At 70.8% G+C, this 18,684-nt stretch carries 17 protein-coding genes; 6 read left to right on the top strand and 11 right to left on the bottom strand.

Annotation, left to right across the window (positions count from 1 at the left end; translation table 11 throughout):
• The first annotated feature begins 542 nt into the window (after positions 1-542).
• Positions 543-1,211, top strand: coding sequence for a response regulator transcription factor (locus ACWTPI_RS04665; RefSeq protein ID WP_029044243.1), 669 nt, complete (start codon positions 543-545; stop codon positions 1,209-1,211).
• Complete coding sequence (locus ACWTPI_RS04670; protein WP_059410700.1) at positions 1,198-2,646, top strand: sensor histidine kinase; 1,449 nt, start codon at positions 1,198-1,200, stop codon at positions 2,644-2,646. The genes ACWTPI_RS04665 and ACWTPI_RS04670 overlap by 14 nt, the downstream gene beginning before the upstream one ends.
• Positions 2,647-2,801: 155 nt before the next feature.
• On the opposite strand, the gene ACWTPI_RS04675 is transcribed toward ACWTPI_RS04670, so the two are convergent.
• From ACWTPI_RS04675 to ACWTPI_RS04715, 9 genes are all read right to left on the bottom strand, one after another.
• On the bottom strand, positions 2,802-3,392 hold the full coding sequence (locus tag ACWTPI_RS04675) for a biliverdin-producing heme oxygenase (RefSeq protein WP_454731050.1): 591 nt from the start codon (positions 3,390-3,392) through the stop codon (positions 2,802-2,804).
• A gap of 198 nt (positions 3,393-3,590) precedes the next feature.
• A complete protein-coding gene (locus tag ACWTPI_RS04680; RefSeq protein WP_020206015.1) occupies positions 3,591-4,106 on the bottom strand; it encodes a hypothetical protein in 516 nt (171 codons plus the stop codon).
• An 83-nt stretch (positions 4,107-4,189) separates the two neighbouring features.
• The gene (locus ACWTPI_RS04685) at positions 4,190-4,804 is read right to left on the bottom strand and encodes an A24 family peptidase (RefSeq protein ID WP_454731051.1); all 615 of its coding nucleotides are present in this window, start codon (positions 4,802-4,804) and stop codon (positions 4,190-4,192) included.
• A 66-nt stretch (positions 4,805-4,870) separates the two neighbouring features.
• Positions 4,871-5,656, bottom strand: coding sequence for a heme ABC transporter ATP-binding protein (locus tag ACWTPI_RS04690; RefSeq protein WP_020206017.1), 786 nt, complete (start codon positions 5,654-5,656; stop codon positions 4,871-4,873).
• A gap of 1 nt (position 5,657) precedes the next feature.
• Complete coding sequence (locus tag ACWTPI_RS04695) at positions 5,658-6,647, bottom strand: FecCD family ABC transporter permease (protein WP_454731052.1); 990 nt, start codon at positions 6,645-6,647, stop codon at positions 5,658-5,660.
• Positions 6,647-7,486 (bottom strand): heme/hemin ABC transporter substrate-binding protein, encoded by an 840-nt coding sequence (locus ACWTPI_RS04700; protein WP_454731053.1) that lies wholly within the window; start codon positions 7,484-7,486, stop codon positions 6,647-6,649. The genes ACWTPI_RS04695 and ACWTPI_RS04700 overlap by 1 nt, the downstream gene beginning before the upstream one ends.
• A 20-nt stretch (positions 7,487-7,506) precedes the next feature.
• On the bottom strand, positions 7,507-8,541 hold the full coding sequence (locus ACWTPI_RS04705; RefSeq protein WP_454731054.1) for a hemin-degrading factor: 1,035 nt from the start codon (positions 8,539-8,541) through the stop codon (positions 7,507-7,509).
• Positions 8,542-8,563: 22 nt separating this feature from the next.
• Positions 8,564-9,904 carry an HmuY family protein gene (locus ACWTPI_RS04710; protein WP_454731055.1) on the bottom strand — a complete coding sequence of 447 codons (1,341 nt, stop codon included), beginning with the start codon at positions 9,902-9,904 and terminating at the stop codon, positions 8,564-8,566.
• Between the two features lie 27 nt (positions 9,905-9,931).
• Positions 9,932-11,917, bottom strand: coding sequence for a TonB-dependent receptor plug domain-containing protein (locus ACWTPI_RS04715; protein ID WP_454731056.1), 1,986 nt, complete (start codon positions 11,915-11,917; stop codon positions 9,932-9,934).
• 350 nt (positions 11,918-12,267) lie between these two features.
• Between ACWTPI_RS04715 and ACWTPI_RS04720 the strand changes: the two genes are divergently transcribed.
• Positions 12,268-12,726 carry a (2Fe-2S)-binding protein gene (locus ACWTPI_RS04720; RefSeq protein ID WP_020206023.1) on the top strand — a complete coding sequence of 153 codons (459 nt, stop codon included), beginning with the start codon at positions 12,268-12,270 and terminating at the stop codon, positions 12,724-12,726.
• A gap of 10 nt (positions 12,727-12,736) precedes the next feature.
• Positions 12,737-15,022, top strand: coding sequence for a molybdopterin cofactor-binding domain-containing protein (locus tag ACWTPI_RS04725; protein WP_454731057.1), 2,286 nt, complete (start codon positions 12,737-12,739; stop codon positions 15,020-15,022).
• Positions 15,023-15,040: 18 nt separating this feature from the next.
• Here the strand turns inward: ACWTPI_RS04725 and ACWTPI_RS04730 are convergent, their stop codons facing one another.
• Positions 15,041-15,901, bottom strand: coding sequence for an anti-sigma factor family protein (locus ACWTPI_RS04730; protein WP_454731058.1), 861 nt, complete (start codon positions 15,899-15,901; stop codon positions 15,041-15,043).
• Complete coding sequence (locus ACWTPI_RS04735) at positions 15,898-16,551, bottom strand: RNA polymerase sigma factor (RefSeq protein ID WP_020206026.1); 654 nt, start codon at positions 16,549-16,551, stop codon at positions 15,898-15,900. The genes ACWTPI_RS04730 and ACWTPI_RS04735 overlap by 4 nt, the downstream gene beginning before the upstream one ends.
• A 191-nt stretch (positions 16,552-16,742) precedes the next feature.
• Here ACWTPI_RS04735 and ACWTPI_RS04740 point away from each other — a divergent pair, with 191 nt between their 5' ends.
• A complete protein-coding gene (locus ACWTPI_RS04740) occupies positions 16,743-17,627 on the top strand; it encodes a metallophosphoesterase family protein (protein WP_454731059.1) in 885 nt (294 codons plus the stop codon).
• Positions 17,628-17,670: 43 nt separating this feature from the next.
• Entirely contained in the window at positions 17,671-18,042 is a 372-nt protein-coding gene (locus ACWTPI_RS04745; RefSeq protein WP_454731060.1) for a cupredoxin domain-containing protein, read from the top strand.
• Positions 18,043-18,684 lie beyond the last annotated feature (642 nt).

Below are 18,684 nucleotides of genomic sequence, written 5' to 3' on the forward strand. Positions count from 1 at the left end.
GACGCGGGCCGGCATCGCTGCGATGACATGAGCGGACGGAGGCCGCCGCGCAACGGGTCGTGGAGCGGGTCGTGAAGCGAGTCGTGAAGCGAGTCCCGGCCCGGGGCGCCATCGCCTTCGGCGCCGCCGCCTTCGGCCCGCCGGCGCTCGCGCGGCAAGCCCCGGCCGGCCGGGCCGGTCCGCGTCCGCGCCGACGGCGCTGCCGCGCGCGCGGCGCGATGGCGCGGCGTTAAGCAAAGTTAATGCTTGCCGCTGCCCGATTCCTGAATAATGCCGACAGAGACGGCGGCGCAGGGAGCCGCGGGCCGCTTCGCGCCGGCGATGCCCGGGGTGTGCGCCACGCGCGCGCCACGTGTGCGACGCGTGGCCGGCGCATTCGGGCCAGACAACCTCACGTTAACCCTAGCTTTTGTCGTGGTTTGCACACAAATGCGAATGCGTCTCATGTAGAATTGGCACGTGGCTGGTACATAAGACATCCGAGCCGCCGGATGGAAGGGTCAGTTGGCGCGGCAAGCGCGCATTGGGAAGGGGGAACTGTCATGCGTGTTCTGATTGTTGAGGACGATCAGCGGGTCAGCCAGTGGCTAAGCGCCAGGCTGCAACAGAAAGGACATGACTGCCGCGTGACCGACACCGGCGAACAGGCGCTCGAGCTGATCGGATCCGAGGCATTCGACGCCGTGCTGCTGGACCGGATGCTGCCCGGCATCGACGGCATCGGCGTGCTGCGCGCGCTGGCCGATCATCCCCACCCGCCCGTCATGGTGCTCTCCGCGGTGGACCAGCCCAGCGACCGCGTCGAAGGGCTGCGCGCCGGCGCCGGCGACTACCTCGGAAAACCGTTCGATTTCACCGAGCTGCTGCTGCGCCTCGAAGGCCTGGCCAAGTGGCGCGCCCTGCCGGGCGACGCGGACTGGATCACCCGGCTGGAGGATCTGTGCATCGACTGGCGCGAGCGGCGCGTGTCGCGCAGCGGCCAGGCCATCGACCTGACCGAGAAGGAATTCGCGCTGCTGCAGGTGCTGGCCACCAACGCCGGCCGCACGGTCACGCGCGCCATGCTGCTGGAAAAGGTCTGGGGATACCAGTTCGATCCGCAGACGAACCTGATCGACGTCCATGTCTCGAAGCTGCGCAGCAAGATCGACCGGAATTTCCCGCGCTCGCTGCTGCGCACGGTGCGCGCAGTCGGTTATGTCCTGGGCTGAGCGCGTTGCCCACCTGCTCGAGACCCGCACTTTCCGCCACGCCTCGCTGGTCGCGTTCCTGTTCCTGCTGGTGGCGGTCGGCACGGTACTGCTGAGCGCCCACCAGATCGACGCGCTGCTGCACAGCCACGTGCGCGACATGGTCCTGGCCGACCTCCGCGCCCAGGAGCGCAGCCATCATTTCGCCGAAGCCAAGGGGCTGGCGTTCGCGCTCGCGCACGAGGACACCCGCGAGCGCGAAGGCAACAAGTCGTTCGTGCTGTCGCCCTCGGGCGCGCTGCTGTTCGGCGACCCGAAGGTGAGGGCCGCGCTGCAGTGCGAGCCGCCGTGCGCGCTGCAGTGGCGCAACGTCACCGTGGGCGACGCCAGCGCCCAGCTCGCGCAGCTGTTCGGCGTGCAGGTGCCGCTGGCGGACGGCGGCGTGTTCTTCAGCGGGTACGACATCCTGCCGATGCGCGAGCGGCTGCGCGTGATTCCGCTGGTGGCCGGCGCCGGACTGTTCGCGGTGCTGCTGTCGAGCCTGGCCATCGGGCTCTATACCAGCGTGCAAAGCATGCGCCGGGTGGACCGGATCCGCAGCGCGCTGCGCCGCTACGTGACCGGGGAGCGCGACGCGACGGTGCCGTGCGGGCCCGACGGCGACGAATTCGACCTGCTCGGGCAGGACATCAACCACGTGCTCGACCGCGTGAACCGGCTCATGGAAGAGGTCAAGAGCGTCAGCAGCCATCTGGCGCACGAACTGCGCACGCCGCTCACGCGCATCTACAACCGGCTGGCCAACCTGGCCGAGAAGGTGGACGACCCCATGCGCGAGGACGTGCTGGGCGCGCTCGAGGACGGCGAGCGCATCCAGCGCATGGTGCGCGCGGTGCTGCGCATCGGCGAGGTGGACGCGGGCCGCTGCGAGCACGCGTTCGAATGGTTCGAGGTGCGCACGCTGCTCGACGACCTGGCCGAATACTACGCGCCGCTGGTGGCGATCTCGGGCATGGCGCTGCGCATCGAGGCGGAGCCGGGGCGCGAGCTCTACGGCGACCGCGCGCTGCTGTTCCAGGCGCTGTCGAACCTGCTGGAAAACGCGATCAAGTACGCGCCCGGCGGCGAGACGCTGGTGCTGCTGGCGCACCGCCGCGGCGACGGCATCGCGCTGGGCGTGGCGGACAACGGTCCCGGCATTCCCGCCGCGCTGCGCGGCCAGGCGGTGGAGCGCTTCCGCCGCCTGGGCGGCACCTCGGGCGGCACGTCGCAATCGTCGCAATCGTCACAATCGGGCAGCGGACTTGGCCTGGCGCTGGTCAATGCCATCGCCAGGCTCCACGGCGCGCAGCTCTCGCTGGAGGAAAACCGCCCGACCGGGCTGCTGGCGGTGCTGCTGCTCGACCGCCGCCACTGGAACGACCGCACGGGTCTCAAGAGCGCGCTCAGGACGTGACGCGCGCCACGGCCGGCGGCATGGCGCGCTAGGCGGCGCGCCGGGGCTGCGCCGGCGTCTCGGGACGCCACCACATCCGGCAGGCCCCGCGCGGCGGCGATCACCCGGCGGCGGTCGTCGACCGACACCGCCGTGACATGGCTGCCGCGCATGGGTCAGGCGGTCTCGAACGTGCGCGCAAGCAGGCGCGCAAAGCGGTCGTAGGCCGCGTTGGCGCCCGCGATGACGGCGTCGTGCGTGCGCGCGTCCAGCGCATCGCTGTCCAGCGCGGCGACGAAATTGCGCCACGCGGTGGCGCGGCCCTGCGGATAGGCGGCCAGGTTGCGCGCGCCGAATTCGGCGGACAGGCCCAGCTTCTCCTGCGCGGCCTTGAACAGGAACGCCGCGCCGAGCGTCGAGCCTTCGGAGACGTAGAGCCAGCCCAGCGCCTCGGGCATGGCAACGCCGGCGCTGGCGATATCGGCTTGCGGCAACTCGCGCTCCAGGTCCGCGAGATCGGCCTGCGACGCGGCGGCGCGGCCGCGGCCGTCGAGATCCGGCACCGCGGCGCGCACGGCGGCGTCCTCGAACAGGTGCTCGACATCGCGCTGGAACAGATACTGCGCGGCAACGAAACGGGCATAGCCGTCGCGGCTGGCAAACGGATCGGCGGCTTCCATCAGCGTGTGCATGCGCTCGTGCTGGGCGGCCGTCTCATGCTTGAGCCGGGAAGACAGCGAGGGGCGGACTTCGGTGGAGGTGGTCATCGGGGAGGGTTCCGGGAATTGAACGGCGATAGCGGATGGCGGATAGCGGATGGCGGGCGCGATCGCGGCGCGCGGCGGCAGGCATGTGCAAGGCTTCTTTTTACGTGATCGCGCCGCGCAAGACACGTTAATCTTGCTTCATATAGTCCGCGTGTCGCAGTCCGCGCGCGCGCCGGATGCGCTCGTCGCGCGCCCGGTTCACCGCGCGCCCGGCGCGTCGCCCGCCTGCCCGGGCAGGTGGCCCAGCAACTGCTGGTACTGGTAGCGGAACGCGGTGCCGTTCGTGCCCAGCAGGCGCGGCAGCGGCGTGATGAAGTCCTTGCGGATCTCCACCGTGATGCGCCAGACCGGCACGGCCCGGCCGGCGGCGATGGCGCCGTGCGCCGCATTGCCGCCGCCGATGGTGTCGAGCGAGGTGAAGCTCTCGACGGCCACGGTGGCGATGTCGCCGTCGCGCAGATAGCCATGCCCGGCGGCCGCCATGCGCACGCGCACGCGCTGCTCCATCTGCCGCGCCTCCAGCGATCCGGCGGGGTCGGTGCGGAACTGCCCGATGGCGCGCTCCAGCGCCGTGCCGCCCATGACGATGGCGAGCCCGATGTTCCCGAGCTCCGTGAACATCATCGCGCCGGCAATGATGACGGGCAGCGCGAACGCGGCCTCGACGGTCAGCGCGCCACGGCCACCATGCCGGCGTGCGAAACGGCTACGCATGGCCGCGCTCCTCGCGCAACCGCCGCCTTGCCGCGGGGCGGCGGGCGGCGGCGCGCCATGTCGGAAGGCACCCGTGCATGGCGTCAGCCGAGGAACAGCACGAACGCCGCGCCGGCGGCAATCGCGATGCTGTACGGAATGCCGGGCAGCGCATGGGCGTGCAGCGCCGCCGGGGCGGGCGGCGGCCGGCGCAGCCACGAGCCCGGCTGTCTGGCGTACCACGCGGCGCACCACGCGGCGCACCGCGCGCTGCACCACGCGGCGCACCGCTCGGCCATGCGCAGGACCGGCATGCCCAGTGCCAGCACGCCGCCGGCCAGCGACATGACCAGCAGGAACGTCGACACGTTGCCCTCCAGCCAGAGGCAGAGCACCGCCACCAGCTTCACGTCGCCCGCGCCGACCCAGCGCATCGCGAACAGTCCGTAGCCCACCACCAGCACGATCGCGGCGGCCATCGCGCTGCGCCCGAGCTCCGGCCAGGCCACCGACCGCGCGTCCTGGAAAACCATCCACGCGGTGTGGACCGTCCACGCGGCCAGCAGCGCCAGCACCAGCCGGTTGGCGATGCGGCGGTACAGCAGGTCCGACAGCACCGTCCAGAGCAGCGCGGGCGGCAGCACCAGCGCGGCAAACGACAGCGAAGGCGGCACCAGCGCGATGGCGTCTTGCAGCAGATGGGGGAAACGGGCAGGCATGCGGGGGCTCCTGAACATGGCGGGAACGCGTCGGCTGACGGCGAATCGTCCTGGTTCCGCCGCTGGTCAGCCGAAGACGACGAACGGCACGCCTTCGTGCACCGGGGACGCCATTACCCTGGCGGCGATGCCGTAGACGCTGGCGAGATGGCTTTCCGTGAGCACCGCGGCGGGCTCGCCATACGCGACGGCCCGGCCGTCGGCTAGCAGCAGGAGCCGGTCGCACCAGCGCGCGGCGAGGTTGACGTCGTGGAGCACGAGCAGCGCCGCCAGGCCATCGGTGCGGCTCAGCGTCCTGATGCTGTCGAGCATCAGCAACTGGTGGCGCGGGTCGAGGCTGGAGATCGGCTCGTCGAGCAGCAAGGCGCGGTAGCCGTCCGGCGGGCGGCAGGCCAGCACCTGCACCAGCGTGCGGGCGAACTGGACGCGCTGCTGTTCGCCGCCGGAGAGGCTTTGATAGTCGCGCGCGGCCAGGTGCGTCACGTCGGCCAGGCCGAGCGCGCGGCGGATCAGCGCCCGGATGGCGCGGGGATCGAGTTCGGGAAACGGATAGCCGCCCATCGCCACCACCTCGGTGACGTCGAGGTCGAAGCTCAGGCCCGGCGACTGCGGCAGCACGGCGCGGGTGCGGGCGAGCTCCCGCACGGACCAGTCCGCCAGGCCGCGGCCGTTCAGCGTGACCGCCGCGGCGGGCGCGGCGATCTCGCCGGCCAGCGTGCCGAGCAGCGTGCTCTTGCCGGCGCCGTTCGCGCCGAGCACGCCGAGCACTTCGCCCGCGGGCAGGCTCAGGTCTATGTCGGACAGCACCAGGCGCCGGCCGCGGTGGCAACTGAGTTTGCGCGCAACCAGCACGTCATGCCCCCTTTCGCGTCAGCATCCAGAGCAGGAACGGCCCGCCCACGAGACTCGTCACGATGCCGATCGGCAGTTCCGCCGGAATCACCACAGTGCGGGAAAGCCAGTCGGCCAGCGTCATGGCGATGGCGCCGCCGGCCAGCGTGTTCGGCAGCAGCCAGCGGTGATCGGCGCCCAGCGGCATGCGCACCAGGTGCGGAACCACGAGGCCGATGAACGAAATCGTGCCGGTGACGGCGACGATGGGCCCCACCAGCAGCGCCGTCAGCACGATCAGCCGGCGGCGCAGCCGCTTGAGGTCGAAGCCCAGGTGCTGCGCCTCCCGCTCGCCCAGCAGCAGGGCGTTCATGGCGCGCCAGTCGCGCAGCAGCAGCGCGCACAGCACGCCGACCAGCGGCACGAGCCACGCGAGCATGGGCCACGTCGCGCCGGCGAGGCTGCCCATGTTCCAGAACGTGAGGTTGCGCAGCTGCACGTCGCTGGCCTGGTACGTGAAGAAGCCGACGACGGCGGCGCAGATCGCGTTGATCGCGATGCCCGCCAGCAGGAGATTGGCCATGCCCGCGCGCCGCGAGCCCAGGCGGTAGGCGAGCGCGGTGGCGGCAAGGCTGCCCAGGAACGCCGCGGGCGCGACGCCGGCCAGGCCCTCGGCGCCCAGCACGATGGCCGCCACGGCGCCCGCCGCGCCGCCCAGCGAAATCCCGATCAGGCCCGGCTCGGCCAGCGGATTGCGGAACAGTGCCTGCATGACCGCTCCCGACAAGGCCAGCGCGGCGCCGACCGTGACCGCCAGCACGATGCGCGGCAGCCGCACCTCGATCAGCACGTTGCGCCACATGGCATCGTCGCCGCTCGCGGCGGACGACCACAGCAGCGGCAGCAGCCGCCCGCGCGGGATCGACAATGCGCCGCTGGCCGCCGCCCAGAGCGCGGTGAATACCAGCATGACGCACAGGGCGGCGAACACGCCCGGCCGGTGGACGCGCATCAGCGGGCCGCCGGCTGCCGGGCGGTCAGCCCCGCCTGCAGCAGCCGCAGCGCTTCCGGCAGGCGCGGGCCGAAGCCGAGCAGCAGCAGGTCGTCCATGACGACGATGCGCCGGTTCCTGGCCGCCGGGGTCGCGTTGAGGCCCGGCTGGGCCAGGAAGGCGTCGGCGCTGCCGCTGGCGCCCACCGACATCGTGGTCGTCACGATCACGTCCGGCTTCAGCGCGGCCGCGGCCTCGGCCGAGAACGGCTTGAACCCGGTCTGCTCGGCCAGCACGTTGGTGGCGCCCGCGAGCCTGAGCATCGCATCGCTGGCGGTGTCGCTGCCCACCGCCTGCATCTTGCCGGTATGGCTGCTGACGATCAGCACGCGCACCGGCTGGCCGACGGGGCGGATGTCGTGCAGTTCGGCGTGCAGCCGCTCGACCAGGGCCTGTCCGCGCCCGGGGATTTCCAGCGCCGCGGCCGCGCCGAGGATGCGCTGGTCCAGCGCCTCGATCGTGGGCGCGGATGGCAGTATCACGACCTTGCTGCCGAGCTTGCGGATCTGCTCCAGCGCCTGGGGCGGGCCGGTCTGGTCGGAAGCCAGCACGAGGTCCGGCTTCAGGCTGGCGAGCCCTTCCACCGAGACCGTGCGGTAGTAGCCCACCTTCGGCAGCTTCGATGCCGCGGCGGGGTAGATGCTCGACGCATCCGCGCCGACGAGCGCGCGGTCCGCGTCCAGCGCGTAGATGATTTCGGTGACGGCGCCGCCCAGCCCGACCACGCGGGCGGGCGGCGCGGCCTGGGCCATGCCCGCCGCGCACAGCAGCGGCAGCAGCGCGGAACGCAGCAGTTTCATCGTTGACTCCGGCATGCGCATCAGGCGGCCAGCGCGGCCGGGCAGAGCGACTGGAGCAGTGCCCGCCACGCGCCCAGCTCCGGCTTGCCGGGCTTGCGCTCGCCGAAGAACTGCGCGATCAGCTCGCCGCTGGCGCCGAACAGTTCCAGGGACGTCACCCAGCCATCCACCGTGGGCTTGTTGACGACCCAGCTCGACGCCACGGCACCGGTGTTCAGGTGCAGATTGAACTTGTCGTCGAGCACGTTGAACCACGTACCGGTACGCACCAGCTTGTGCACCGGCCCCGTATGGATCTGCACGATGCCCCGGTTGGCGACGAAGCACATGATCGGCAGGCCCGATCCGGCGGCGCGTCCGAGCACGGTCTCGATGGCCGCGTCGTCCACCTGCTGCGCCAGGTCGCTGCCCGCGCTGCGCAGCGCGCCGAGGCGCGACACGCCGAACTGCCGCAGCATGGCGAAGAAATCGTGCGTGTCCTTGAGGCCGCGCCAGTGCTCGCGCATGGCCCCGGCGTCGGCGGGCAGGTCGGCTTCGGCAACGGCGGCGATGGCCTCGACCACCACCGGCGCCACCGCGTCCACGGCGTGCCGGTCGACATACGCCTGCCACGCCGCGGCGTCGGTGGCATCGGTCCGGTAGACCTTGTGCACCGCCTCGCCCGCCTTGTCGAAGAACTGCACGCTGTCGCGGCCGTTCTCCGTCACCGCGTAGAAGTAGCGCCAGGCGCCGAAGAACATGCGCAGGTCGATGTCGGGCCCGAGCACGATGCCCACGGGCCCCTCGGCTTCGATGCCCTGGTACTGGCCGTGCCGCTCGTGGACCGCATGGTCGTTGCGCGACAAGGCCATCACCGGCCCGAGCATGCCGAGGTCGCGGAACAACTGCTGCGCCGTGCCCCCGAGCTGCCGCGTCTGCACGCCGCAGCCCGCGGCGACGAGTTCGGCCTCGCTCACCCCGAGATGCCGCGCGCGGTCCCGGATGCGTAGTTTCGGTTGGGCCGCGGCCAGTTCCTGGTGCCGCCGGCGCAGCGCGTCAATGCTTTGTCGTTCCATTTCCATGCGGGTCCGGGAGGGTTCAGGGTTGGACGTCGAAGTTGATCGTCCAGGTCTGCTGGCTGCTGTTCGAGTTCGGGTCGGCGTAGGCGATCTTCGTCAGGTGGAAGCGCGCATACGTGGCCCCCTCGCCGCCGCGGATCAGGCCGCCGGCGTCCGGATTGGCGCTGATCAGGTGGGCCACCGCCGGCAGGCCGTTCGCCGCGGCCGCCGCGGCGGTCGGGAAGTACGAGTACCAGCCGTAGTTCAGCGGGTTCGGGTAGGCGCCGGTGTAGGTGGGATTGAGCAGCGATGCCGTCGCATCCTTCTTCCACTGGCTGGCCGCGGTGGGCAGGCTCATATCGGCGGCGGTCAGGTCGGCCAGCGTGGTGGTCACGCTGTTGACGTTGGTGAACGCCGATGCCACGGGCTTGTTCGACGCGTCATAGAACCCGGCGGGCGTCTTGCCCAGGAAGCCGGCCACCGTGCCGGTGCCCGATTCGCCGCCGTTGAGCTTGACGTTGTAGCGGTTGAACGCGATGTGCCACGGACCCGTGGCCGTGGTTTCCACGCGGTTGACCAGATCGTAGTAGACCCAGTCGGCCGAGGCGTTGACCGTCGCCGTGTACACGGTGCCCGGGGCGCTGCGGTCGACGAAGCGGAAGCTCGGATAGCCAGAGGTGGTGCCGCCCGGGCCGCCGTAGTAGCCGGTGATCTGCAGCGCGAACACGGGCGCCGCCACGGTGCCGGTGGTATCGGGCAGCGCGCTGTTGGTGGTGATCAGGAACGTGCGGAAGGTGGGATACAGCGAGTGGTCGGTGGCCGCGCCGGTCACGCCGTACTCGAACACGGCCGAACCGATGTCGTTGCTGCCCGCGAACACGCCGCTGGCCGAATCCTTCAGGAACACCGCGGCGGGCAGGGCGCCGTTGACCGGGTCGATGGTCGCGTTCTTCCACGCCGTCAGCGCGGTCCAGGTGTGGTCGAAGGGGCTGCCGAAGGCGCCGCCGTTGCCGGTGCCGGTGGTGCCGCTGTTCGTCCACAGCGTGGCGGTGCGCCCGCCCGTGTCGGTCTTGACCTTCAGGTCCCACGCGGTGCCGGTGCAGGCCGTCTCCGCCTTGGTGTTGAAGTCGTAGCAGAGCGACGCGCTGGCCGCCGGCAGCGCGAAGGTCCATTCGGCCGACTGCGTGAATGCCGTGGTCGCCGCGGGCGGGGTGGTGGTGCCGCCGCCCGTGGTGCCGTTGCCCCCCGTGCCGCCGGTGCCGCCGGTGGTGGTGGTGCCGTCGTCGCCGCCGCCGCCGCAGGCGGCCAGCGCCAGGGCGAGCGTGATCGTGCCGAGCGCGCCGGGCAGCCGGCGGCGCAGTGAGAGAGTGTCATTCATCATGATGCGTGTTTCCCCATTGATTTCTTGTTAGCGGGCGACGTCGACGTTGAACCGCGCGCCCAGGTAGATAAAGCGCCCCGCCACAGGCCCGAAGTCACTGGCATTCGCGAAATCGCGTTGACGATTGAAGAGGTTGTTGACGCCGGCGAATGCGGTGACGCTGCGGCCGATCTTCTGGTTCAGCACGAGGTCGAGCGTGGCCCAGCCCGGCGAGCGCGCGGCGGCGGCGGAGTCGGTCAGCTCGCTGCTCTGGAAGCGCGCGCGGGTCGACAGTTCGGTGGACGGAAAGACGCGCCAGTCGATGCCCGCGCGGCCCATGTGGCGGGGCCGGCGGGTCAGCTCGGTGCCGGTGTTGAGGTCTTCGGTGTCGGTGAAGGTGTAGGCCGCCGTCAGGTTGAGCTGGTTCGTGGCGCGCCAGCGCAGCGACGTCTCGGCGCCCTGCGTCCGGGCGCGCGCCACGTTCCGGTACGTATAGACCGCGATGCCGTTGACCATCGAGAAGTTGGTCATGTCGGTCTGGATCAGGTCCGTGACGCGGTTGTAGAACAGGTTGGCATCGAGCGTCACGCGCTCGCGCCAGGTGAGCTGGCCGCCGAACTGGAAGCTGTTCGACGACTCCGGCTTCAGGTCCGGGTTGCCCAGCACCATGTAGCCCAGCGAGCTGTGGTCGAACAGGTAGTGGCGTTCCTTGAGGTTGGGCACGCGGTAGCCCTGGCCATAGTTGGCGCGCAGCACGCCTTTCCAGGTGTCGCTGGAGAGCAGGTTGGCGCGCAGGCCCACCTTGGGCGCGAAGTGGCTGCCGAAGTCGGAATCGTGCTGGCCGCGCAGCCCGACGATCATTTCCCAGGTGTCGTTGAACAGGATGTCGTTCTGCACGTAGAGCTCGCCCGCGTGGCGCTCGGCGCTGCCGGCGCCGGTCAGCTCCGACGCCCCGTTGACGTTCTGGTTCAGCGTCTCGCGGTGGAAGTCGCCGCCGAACTGCCAGAGCTGGCGGTACCACGCCGGCATGTCGAACTGAGCGGAGACATGGTCGGTCTGCTGCGAGGAGTCGCGCGTGGCGGTCTGGAAGCCGTTCGAGTATTCGCGGGAGGTGCTGTCGTAGGTCTCGTGCACGCCGGCCAGCCGGGCGCGCACGCCGTTGGCGAATCCCCATTGCCCGCCATAGGTGTAGCGGTTGCGGTCGATGTCCTCGGTCTTGCGCTGCGGCACGTAGTTCGGCGGCGCGTAATACTGGTAGCGCTGCTCGTCCGTCTCGCGGTAGGCGCTGGCGTCGAGCCAGAACTTGCCCGTCGCGGTGGGGAGCCATTCGAGCCGGCCCGCGTATTGCCCGCGGCGGACCTTGTCGCCGTGGCGCGTCCAGTCGTCCGCGTCGACGGCGTAGCCCTTGTTGTCCAGCGCGTCCGCGCTGATGCGCGCCCGGAACTGCTCGGTGCCGCCCTCGACCCGGACATTGCCATGCAGCACGCCCGGCGAACCGTCGGCGTTCTGGCCGCCGTAGGTGCCGGTATCGGCGGTGACCGCGCCCGAGAGGCCTTTGGCGACCGGCCGCGTGATCACGTTGATGACGCCGCCCATCGCCGAGCTGCCGTACTGGGCCGAGCTGGCGCCCTTGACCACTTCGACGTGGTCGACCTCGGTGAGCAGGTATTGCGAGACGTCGACCGTCGAGCCGGTGCTGGCCGTGATGGGCAGGCCGTCGATCAGGATCAGCACCTGGTCGCTGGTCATGCCCTGCAGCGTGACTTCATAACCCGACTTGCCGTGGATCTCGCGCAGCTGCAGGCCGGGCACGTTCTCCAGCGCGTCCTTGAGCGTGCGCGCATGGGTGCGCTCGATTTCCTGGCGGTCCACCACCTCGGTGCGGATCGGCGTCTCGTCCAGCGTCTTCTCGCTGCGGGTGCCGGTGACGACCACCGTCGGCAGCGGGTCTCCCGGCGCGGCCTGTTGCGCCCGCGCGTGCGGCGTAGCGGAAAGTAGGGTGCTGGCGACGACGGCAAGGTATTTCAGACGCATGGGGGGCGGAACCGGCCGCGACAGATCCGGTAGATACAAAGGGATGCCGAATGATAATGATTCTCGTCTGCATCTTCCGTTAAGATTGCTTAATGCAGTTTCACCAGTGCTGTTTCCCCGGCGCAGGCCGGCATGTCCCTGCAAAAGAAGGTGCGTGCCCGGCCGCGCGGCGGCGGCTGGCACGCATGCCGGCCCGGCGGCGCCGCTCCGGTGCGGCGTACGGCACGTGCGCGGCTTTTGCACTATCCTCAGGGGGCTTTGCGGCGCGCGCCCACCGGGCGGTGGACGGTGCCGCCGGCCGGCCGCGCCTTGCGCGGACCAGGGCAAACAGACCCAAGGAGTTCCCCCCAATGACCACCCTAGACATCAATGGCAAGCCATTGCAGGTCGACGTCGATCCCTCCACGCCGCTGCTGTGGGCGCTGCGGGACAGCCTCGGCATGACCGGCACCAAGTTCGGCTGCGGCATCGCCTCGTGCGGCGCGTGCACGGTGCACGTAAACGGCCAGCCCACGCGCAGTTGCGTCACGCCGGTTTCGGCGGCGCAGGGCGTGCGCATCACCACCATCGAAGGCGTGGCCGGCGACAAGGTCGGGCGCGCGGTGCTCGACGCCTGGATCAAGCATGACGTGGCCCAGTGCGGCTACTGCCAGAACGGCCAGGTCATGAGCGCGACAGGACTGCTGCGCAACAAGAAGCACCCGACCGACGCCGACATCGACCAGGCGATGGCGGGCAACGTGTGCCGCTGCGGCACCTACCAGCGCATCCGCGCCGCCATCAAGGATGCGGCGCGCGCGCTGGCATAGGGAGACCATCATGCGAATCCAGAATCTCGAAGCGCTGGTCGGCAACGGCTGGCGCACGGATGCAGTCACCGGCACCGTCGATGCCGCCGCCGCCGCCGCCGCCGCCGCCGAATCTCCGGCCACGCTCGGCCGCCGCAGTTTCCTCAAGCTCGCCGGGTTTGCCGGCGGCGGCCTGGCGCTCGGCGTGCTGCCGCTGTCCGCCGCGCAGGCGCAGGAAGGCGGCGCGCCCAAGGCGCCGCCCTCCGCGCCGCAGGCCTTCGTGCTGATCGCGCCGGACAACACGGTCACGGTGGCGGTGAACCGCCTCGAATTCGGCCAGGGCGTGCATACCGCGCTGCCGATGGCGCTGGCCGAGGAGCTCGACGTGGACTGGCGCAACGTGCGCGCCACGCTGGCGCCCGCTGGCGACGCCTACAAGGACCCCGCCTTCGGCATGCAGATGACGGGCGGTTCCTCCGCGCTCAACCATTCCTTCCAGCAATACCGCGAGCTCGGCGCGCGCGCCCGCGCCATGCTGGTGGCCGCGGCGGCCAGGCAATGGCAGGTCGATCCCGCCAGCTGCCAGGTGGCGCTCGGCGTGGTGACTTCCGGCAGCCACCGCGCCACCTACGGCGAGCTGGCGCAGGCGGCGATGGCGCTGCCGGTGCCGCAGCAGGTGGCGCTGAAGGACCCCGCGCAGTTCAGGATCATCGGCAAGCCCACGCCGCGCCTGGACGCGCGCGGCAAGCTGGAATCCACCACCGCGTTCGGCATCGACACCCGCCTCGACGGCATGAAGGTGGCGCTGGTGGCGCGCCCGCCGCGCTTCGGCGGCAAGGTGAAATCGTTCAACGCCGACAAGGCGCGCGCGATCAAGGGCGTGGCCGACGTCATGCTGGTGCCGGTGGACCGCGGCGGCACCGGCGTGGCGGTGGTGGCCGACGGCTACTGGCCCGCCAGGCAGGGGCGCGACGCGCTCGAGATCGTGTGGGAAGACGCCGGCTCGAAGGTCACGTCCAAGGACCTGTTCGCCGACTACCGCAAGCTCGCCGCGCAGCCCGGCGCGGTGGCGGTGGCGGGCGACGTCGGCGCGCTCGCGGGCGCGGCGCGCACCATCGACGCCTATTACGAGTTTCCCTATCTCGCCCACGCGCCGATGGAACCGCTGAACTGCACCATGCAGGCCGAGCTGTCGGGCAAGACGGTGCGCTCGGTCAAGGTCTGGGTCGGCTCGCAGTTCCAGACCGTGGACCAGGCCGCCATCGCGCGCACGCTGGGGCTCAAGCCCGAGCAGGTCACGCTCAGCACCATGATGGCGGGCGGCGGCTTCGGCCGGCGCGCGGTGCCCACCTCCGACTACGTGGTCGAGGCGGCCAACGTGCTGCAGGCCTGGATCCGGAACGGCCATGCCGAGCCGCTCAAGGTGATGTGGAGCCGCGAGGACGACATCCGCGGCGGCTACTACCGCCCGCTGCACCTGCATCACGCCCGCATCGGCACCGATGCCCGCGGGCAGGTGGTGGCGTGGGACCACACCATCGTCGGGCAGTCGATCCTCGCCGGCACGCCGTTCGAGGCCTTCGCGGTCAAGGGCGGCGTCGACGGCACGATGGTCGAGGGCATCGCCGAGAACGACTACGGCTTTCCGCTGCGCCTGAGCGCGCACCACCCGCAGGTGGACGTGCCGGTGCTGTGGTGGCGCTCGGTGGGCAACACGCACACGGCCTTCGTCAAGGAGACCCTGATCGACGAGATCGCGGCGGGCGCGCGCCAGGACCCGGTGGCGTTCCGGCTCGCGCGCCTCGACGAGGCCAAGCACGCGCGCCACCGCGCGGCGCTGCAGCTGGCGGTGCAGAAGTCCGGCTACGGCAAGCGGCGCCTGCCCAAGGGCCAGGCCTGGGGCGTGGCCGTGCACGAGTCGTTCGGCACCGTGGTGGCCTACGTGGCGGAGGTGTCGCTGGTGAAGAACGAGCCGCGCGTGCACCGTGTCACGGCCGGCGTGCATGCCAACCGCGTGGTCAACCCGATGTCCGCCGAGGCGCAGGTCCAGGGCGCGTGCATCTTCGGGCTGGCCGCGCTGCGGCCGGGCTTCGCCATCGAGATCGAGAACGGCGTGGTGAAGAACAGCAACTTCCCCGACTATCCGCCCGTGCGCATGCCCGACGCGCCGCCGGTGGACGTGTTCTTCGTGCCCTCCGAAGACCCGCCCACCGGCCTGGGCGAGCCGGGCGTGCCGCCGATCGCCCCGGCGGTGGCCAACGCGCTGTTTACGCTCACCGGCAAGCGCCAGCGGCAGTTGCCGTTCGTGCTGGCCTGAGCGGCGCGCGCGGCCCGGTCAGCGCGCGCGGCCGTCCGCGGCCGCGCGCCAGGCCTGGGTGAAGCGCAGCAGGTCGTCGGCGGAAGCATCGGTGACGGCGGCATAGCGCATGCCGTCCGCTTCCCAGCGGGCCAGCTGGTAGCCCTGGTGCGATTCGATGGCGGGCGGCAGGGCGGCGGGATCGGCCCCGGCCGCCTTTTTTTCGTCGGCCAGCGGCAGCACGAACATATCGATGGGATGCTGGCTGTCGCGGTACACCAGCACCGCCACCGCGCGGCCATGCACGTAGTCGAGCCGCCCGCCGGCCAGCGGGAAGCCCTGCGCGGCGAGATCGCGCACCGGCGGCGCGTAATCGAGCCGGCCGTTGAACCACGGCTTGACGGTATGGCGGTCCGACGAAGCCACGTCGATGGCGTGGCCGGACAGCAGCGCGCGCACGTGGCTGCTGACCACCTCGCGCGCCACCGTCGGTTCGGCGGCGTCGCGCAGCGCGTACTGCGCCACGCCGATGCCGAGCGCGGCCACCGTCACCGCGGCCATCGCGGCATTGGCGGCCGGGCCCCAGGCGAAATGGCGGCGCAGCGGTTGCCACCAGCGCCACCAGCCGGCGGCGCCCGGCGTGCCGCGCGGCAGCGCCGCGGCGGCGCCGTCCGCCGGGGCCGCGTCGAGCGCGGCCAGCACCCGCATGCGCAGCGCCGGACTGGCGCGGTGGTACGGCGCGTGCGCGCGCAGCGCGGCGCGCATCTCGCGCAGCCGCGCCAGCCGCGCGCGGCACTCGGGGCATTGCGCCAGGTGGCGCTCCACGCGCAGCGTGTCGCCCGCGCCGGATTCGCCGTCCGCGCAGGCTTGCAGCAGCATGCCGATCTCATCGCAGTTCATGGCCCGTCTCCCCGGCGGGAAGCGGCGGGAAGCGGCGCCGCCGCGCTCCTGCCTGTCGTGGTGGCCGGCGCCGCGCCGCCCGCCGCGCGCGCGCCCTGCATTTCCTGCGCGCGCTGCGCCAGCACCGCCGCCGCCAGCAGCTTGCGCGCGCGCGCCAGGCGCGACATCACGGTGCCCAGCGGAATCTCGGCAATGGCGGCGATGTCGCGGTAGGGCAGGTCCTCCAGCTCGCGCAGCACCAGCACCTCGCGGAACGCCAGCGGCAGGCGCGCCAGCGCCACGTGCAGCAGGCGCACGTCCTCGGCGCGCAGCAGCCATTGCTCGGGGCTGTCGCCGTGGCCGTCCTGCCAGCCGGGCAGCGCGGCGCCGTCGAAATGCGCGTCGTCGTAGCCGGCGCTGGCGCCTTCGCCCGGCTGCTGGCGCTTGCGCCACGCGGTAAACCAGGTATTGCGCACGATCGCCAGCAGCCACGCGCGCGGCTGGTCGCCGCGGAAGCTGTCGAAGAAGCACAGCGCGCGCAGGCAGGCCTCCTGCACCACGTCGTCGGCCTCCGTGGCGCTGCCGGAGAGCCAGCGCGCCAGGTTGTAGGCGGCATCGAGATGCGGCAGCACGAGTTCGTCGAATCGGCGGCGCCGGTCGGCAGCGTCCACGTCACTCCTTTGGCTGGGCGCGCGCACGGCAAGGCCCGTGCGCGCGATCCCGTATACCGGAGACGCGTCGAGTTTATTCCCGCTTTCCGGCCCGCGCGCGAAAAATAAATCCACCGCGCGGCCGGAATAAACGCGGCGCGGCATCGGTATGACAGGCATCCCCACATCACATCTGTCACGGAGGTGCCGGAATGCAGCAACGATCATGGAAGCGGCGCGACTTTCTCGGCCTGGCCGCCTGCGCCGGCGGCGCGGTATTCGCGCAGGCCCTGCCCGGCTGGGCCGCCGGGCGCGACGAGGCGTTCTACTTCGTGCAGCTGTCGGACGCGCACTGGGGCTTCCAGGGCCCGCCCAACCCCGACGCGCGCGGCACGCTGCCCAAGGCCGTGGCCGCCGTCAACGCGCTGCCGCAGCCGCCCGACTTCCTGATGTTCACCGGCGACCTCACCCACACCACCGACGACGCCGCCGAGCGCCGCCGCCGCATGCGCGAGTTCCAGGCCATCGTCGCCGGGCTCAAGGTGCCGGTGGTGCACCTGATGCCGGGCGAGCACGACGCCAGCCTCGACCAGGGCGCCGCCTACCAGGAACTGTTCGGCCCCACGCACTACGTGTTCGACCACAAAGGCATGCACTTCATCGTGCTCGACAACGTCTCCGACCCCGCCGGCCGCGTCGGCGAGGCCCAGCTCGGCTGGCTCGCCGACGACCTCGCGCGCCAGCCGCGCGACGCGCGCATCGTGGTGTTCACCCACCGCCCGCTGTTCGACCTCTACCCGCAATGGGACTGGGCCACGCGCGACGGCGCGCAGGTGATCGAGCGCCTGATGCCCCATGCCAACGTCACGGTGTTCTACGGCCACATCCACCAGGAGCACCACCACATGACCGGCCACATCGCCCACCACGCGGCGCGCTCGCTGATGTTCCCGCTGCCCGCCGCCGGCTCCCAGCCCCAGCGCCAGCCGGTGCCGTGGGACCCGGCCCGGCCCTACCAGGGCCTCGGCTGGCGCGAAGTGCAGGCCGGCCGGCCCGGCGGCGAGTTCGGCATCGACGAAAAGCCGGTGGCCGGCTGAACGGCATCAGCCACGGCAACGCACGGACGCGAGGAGTCCCGCCATGACGAAGACAGAAACGAAACCCGGCCGCCGGCGCGCCCTGCGCTGCCTGCTGGCGCTGGCGGCAGGCACGCCGCTATTGCACAGCACCGCCGCCGCGCCGCGCGTGATCAAGGTGCATGCGCGCAAGTTCATCTTCACGCCCGACCGCATCTCACTGCGCGTGGGCGAGCCGGTGGTGTTCGAGCTGACCGCGCAGGATGTGGTGATGGGGTTCAGCGTGCCGGATCTGGGGATTCGGGCCGATCTGCCGCCGGGGCAGGTGGTGAGGCTGGCGGCCACGCCCGCCAAGGCGGGGACGTTTGGGTTTTTATGCGATATTTTTTGTGGGTCGGGGCATGAGACTATGAATGGGGTGATTGAGGTTATGTGAGGTTTTTTTTGGGGCTTGTGTGTTTGTGGGTCTTTAGGCTCGGGCGGTTGTTGGTGCTTGAATCCAACGGCCATATGACATCCCCGCTGCGCGGGGCTGCCAGTCACTTTCTTTTGTCTGAAAAGAAAGTAACCAAAGAAAGCAGACCCCTTGCAGGGGGGCTGGGCGCTCAGACTTTATGACTGGTGCTGGTTTCGTGGTGCGGGCGTCGGCTTCGATGAGACTGCTGACGCTACCGGTTTGCTTGCCTGCGGCATCGCAAGCGAAATTGGATTCGTGGTGGCGCTGCATGATGGCGGCGGCCCAGGCCCTTCAGGCTGCTGCCGCGACCGGGGCGGATGCCCACGGCATAGGGACGGTGCTGGTTTCGTGGTGGGCGCAGTGGCCCAGCAATCCCGGTTCCAGCAACCCCGCACACCCGCGCTGGGGCCACCGCGCCCACCACGAAACCACGAGGATGCTATGTCGTGGCCGCCCAAACCGGTAACGGCAGATAGCCGAACAAGCAGTGCACTCGCCATCATAGGTCTGACCACGAAACCAACACCGCCAGCAAAGTCGCGGTGGTTCGCGCCGGTAACGGCAGGATGCCAGCAGAACCGCAGACCCCACGACGAAACCAGAAACACCAGAAACCCCAAC

Source organism: Cupriavidus ulmosensis, from assembly GCF_977008105.1.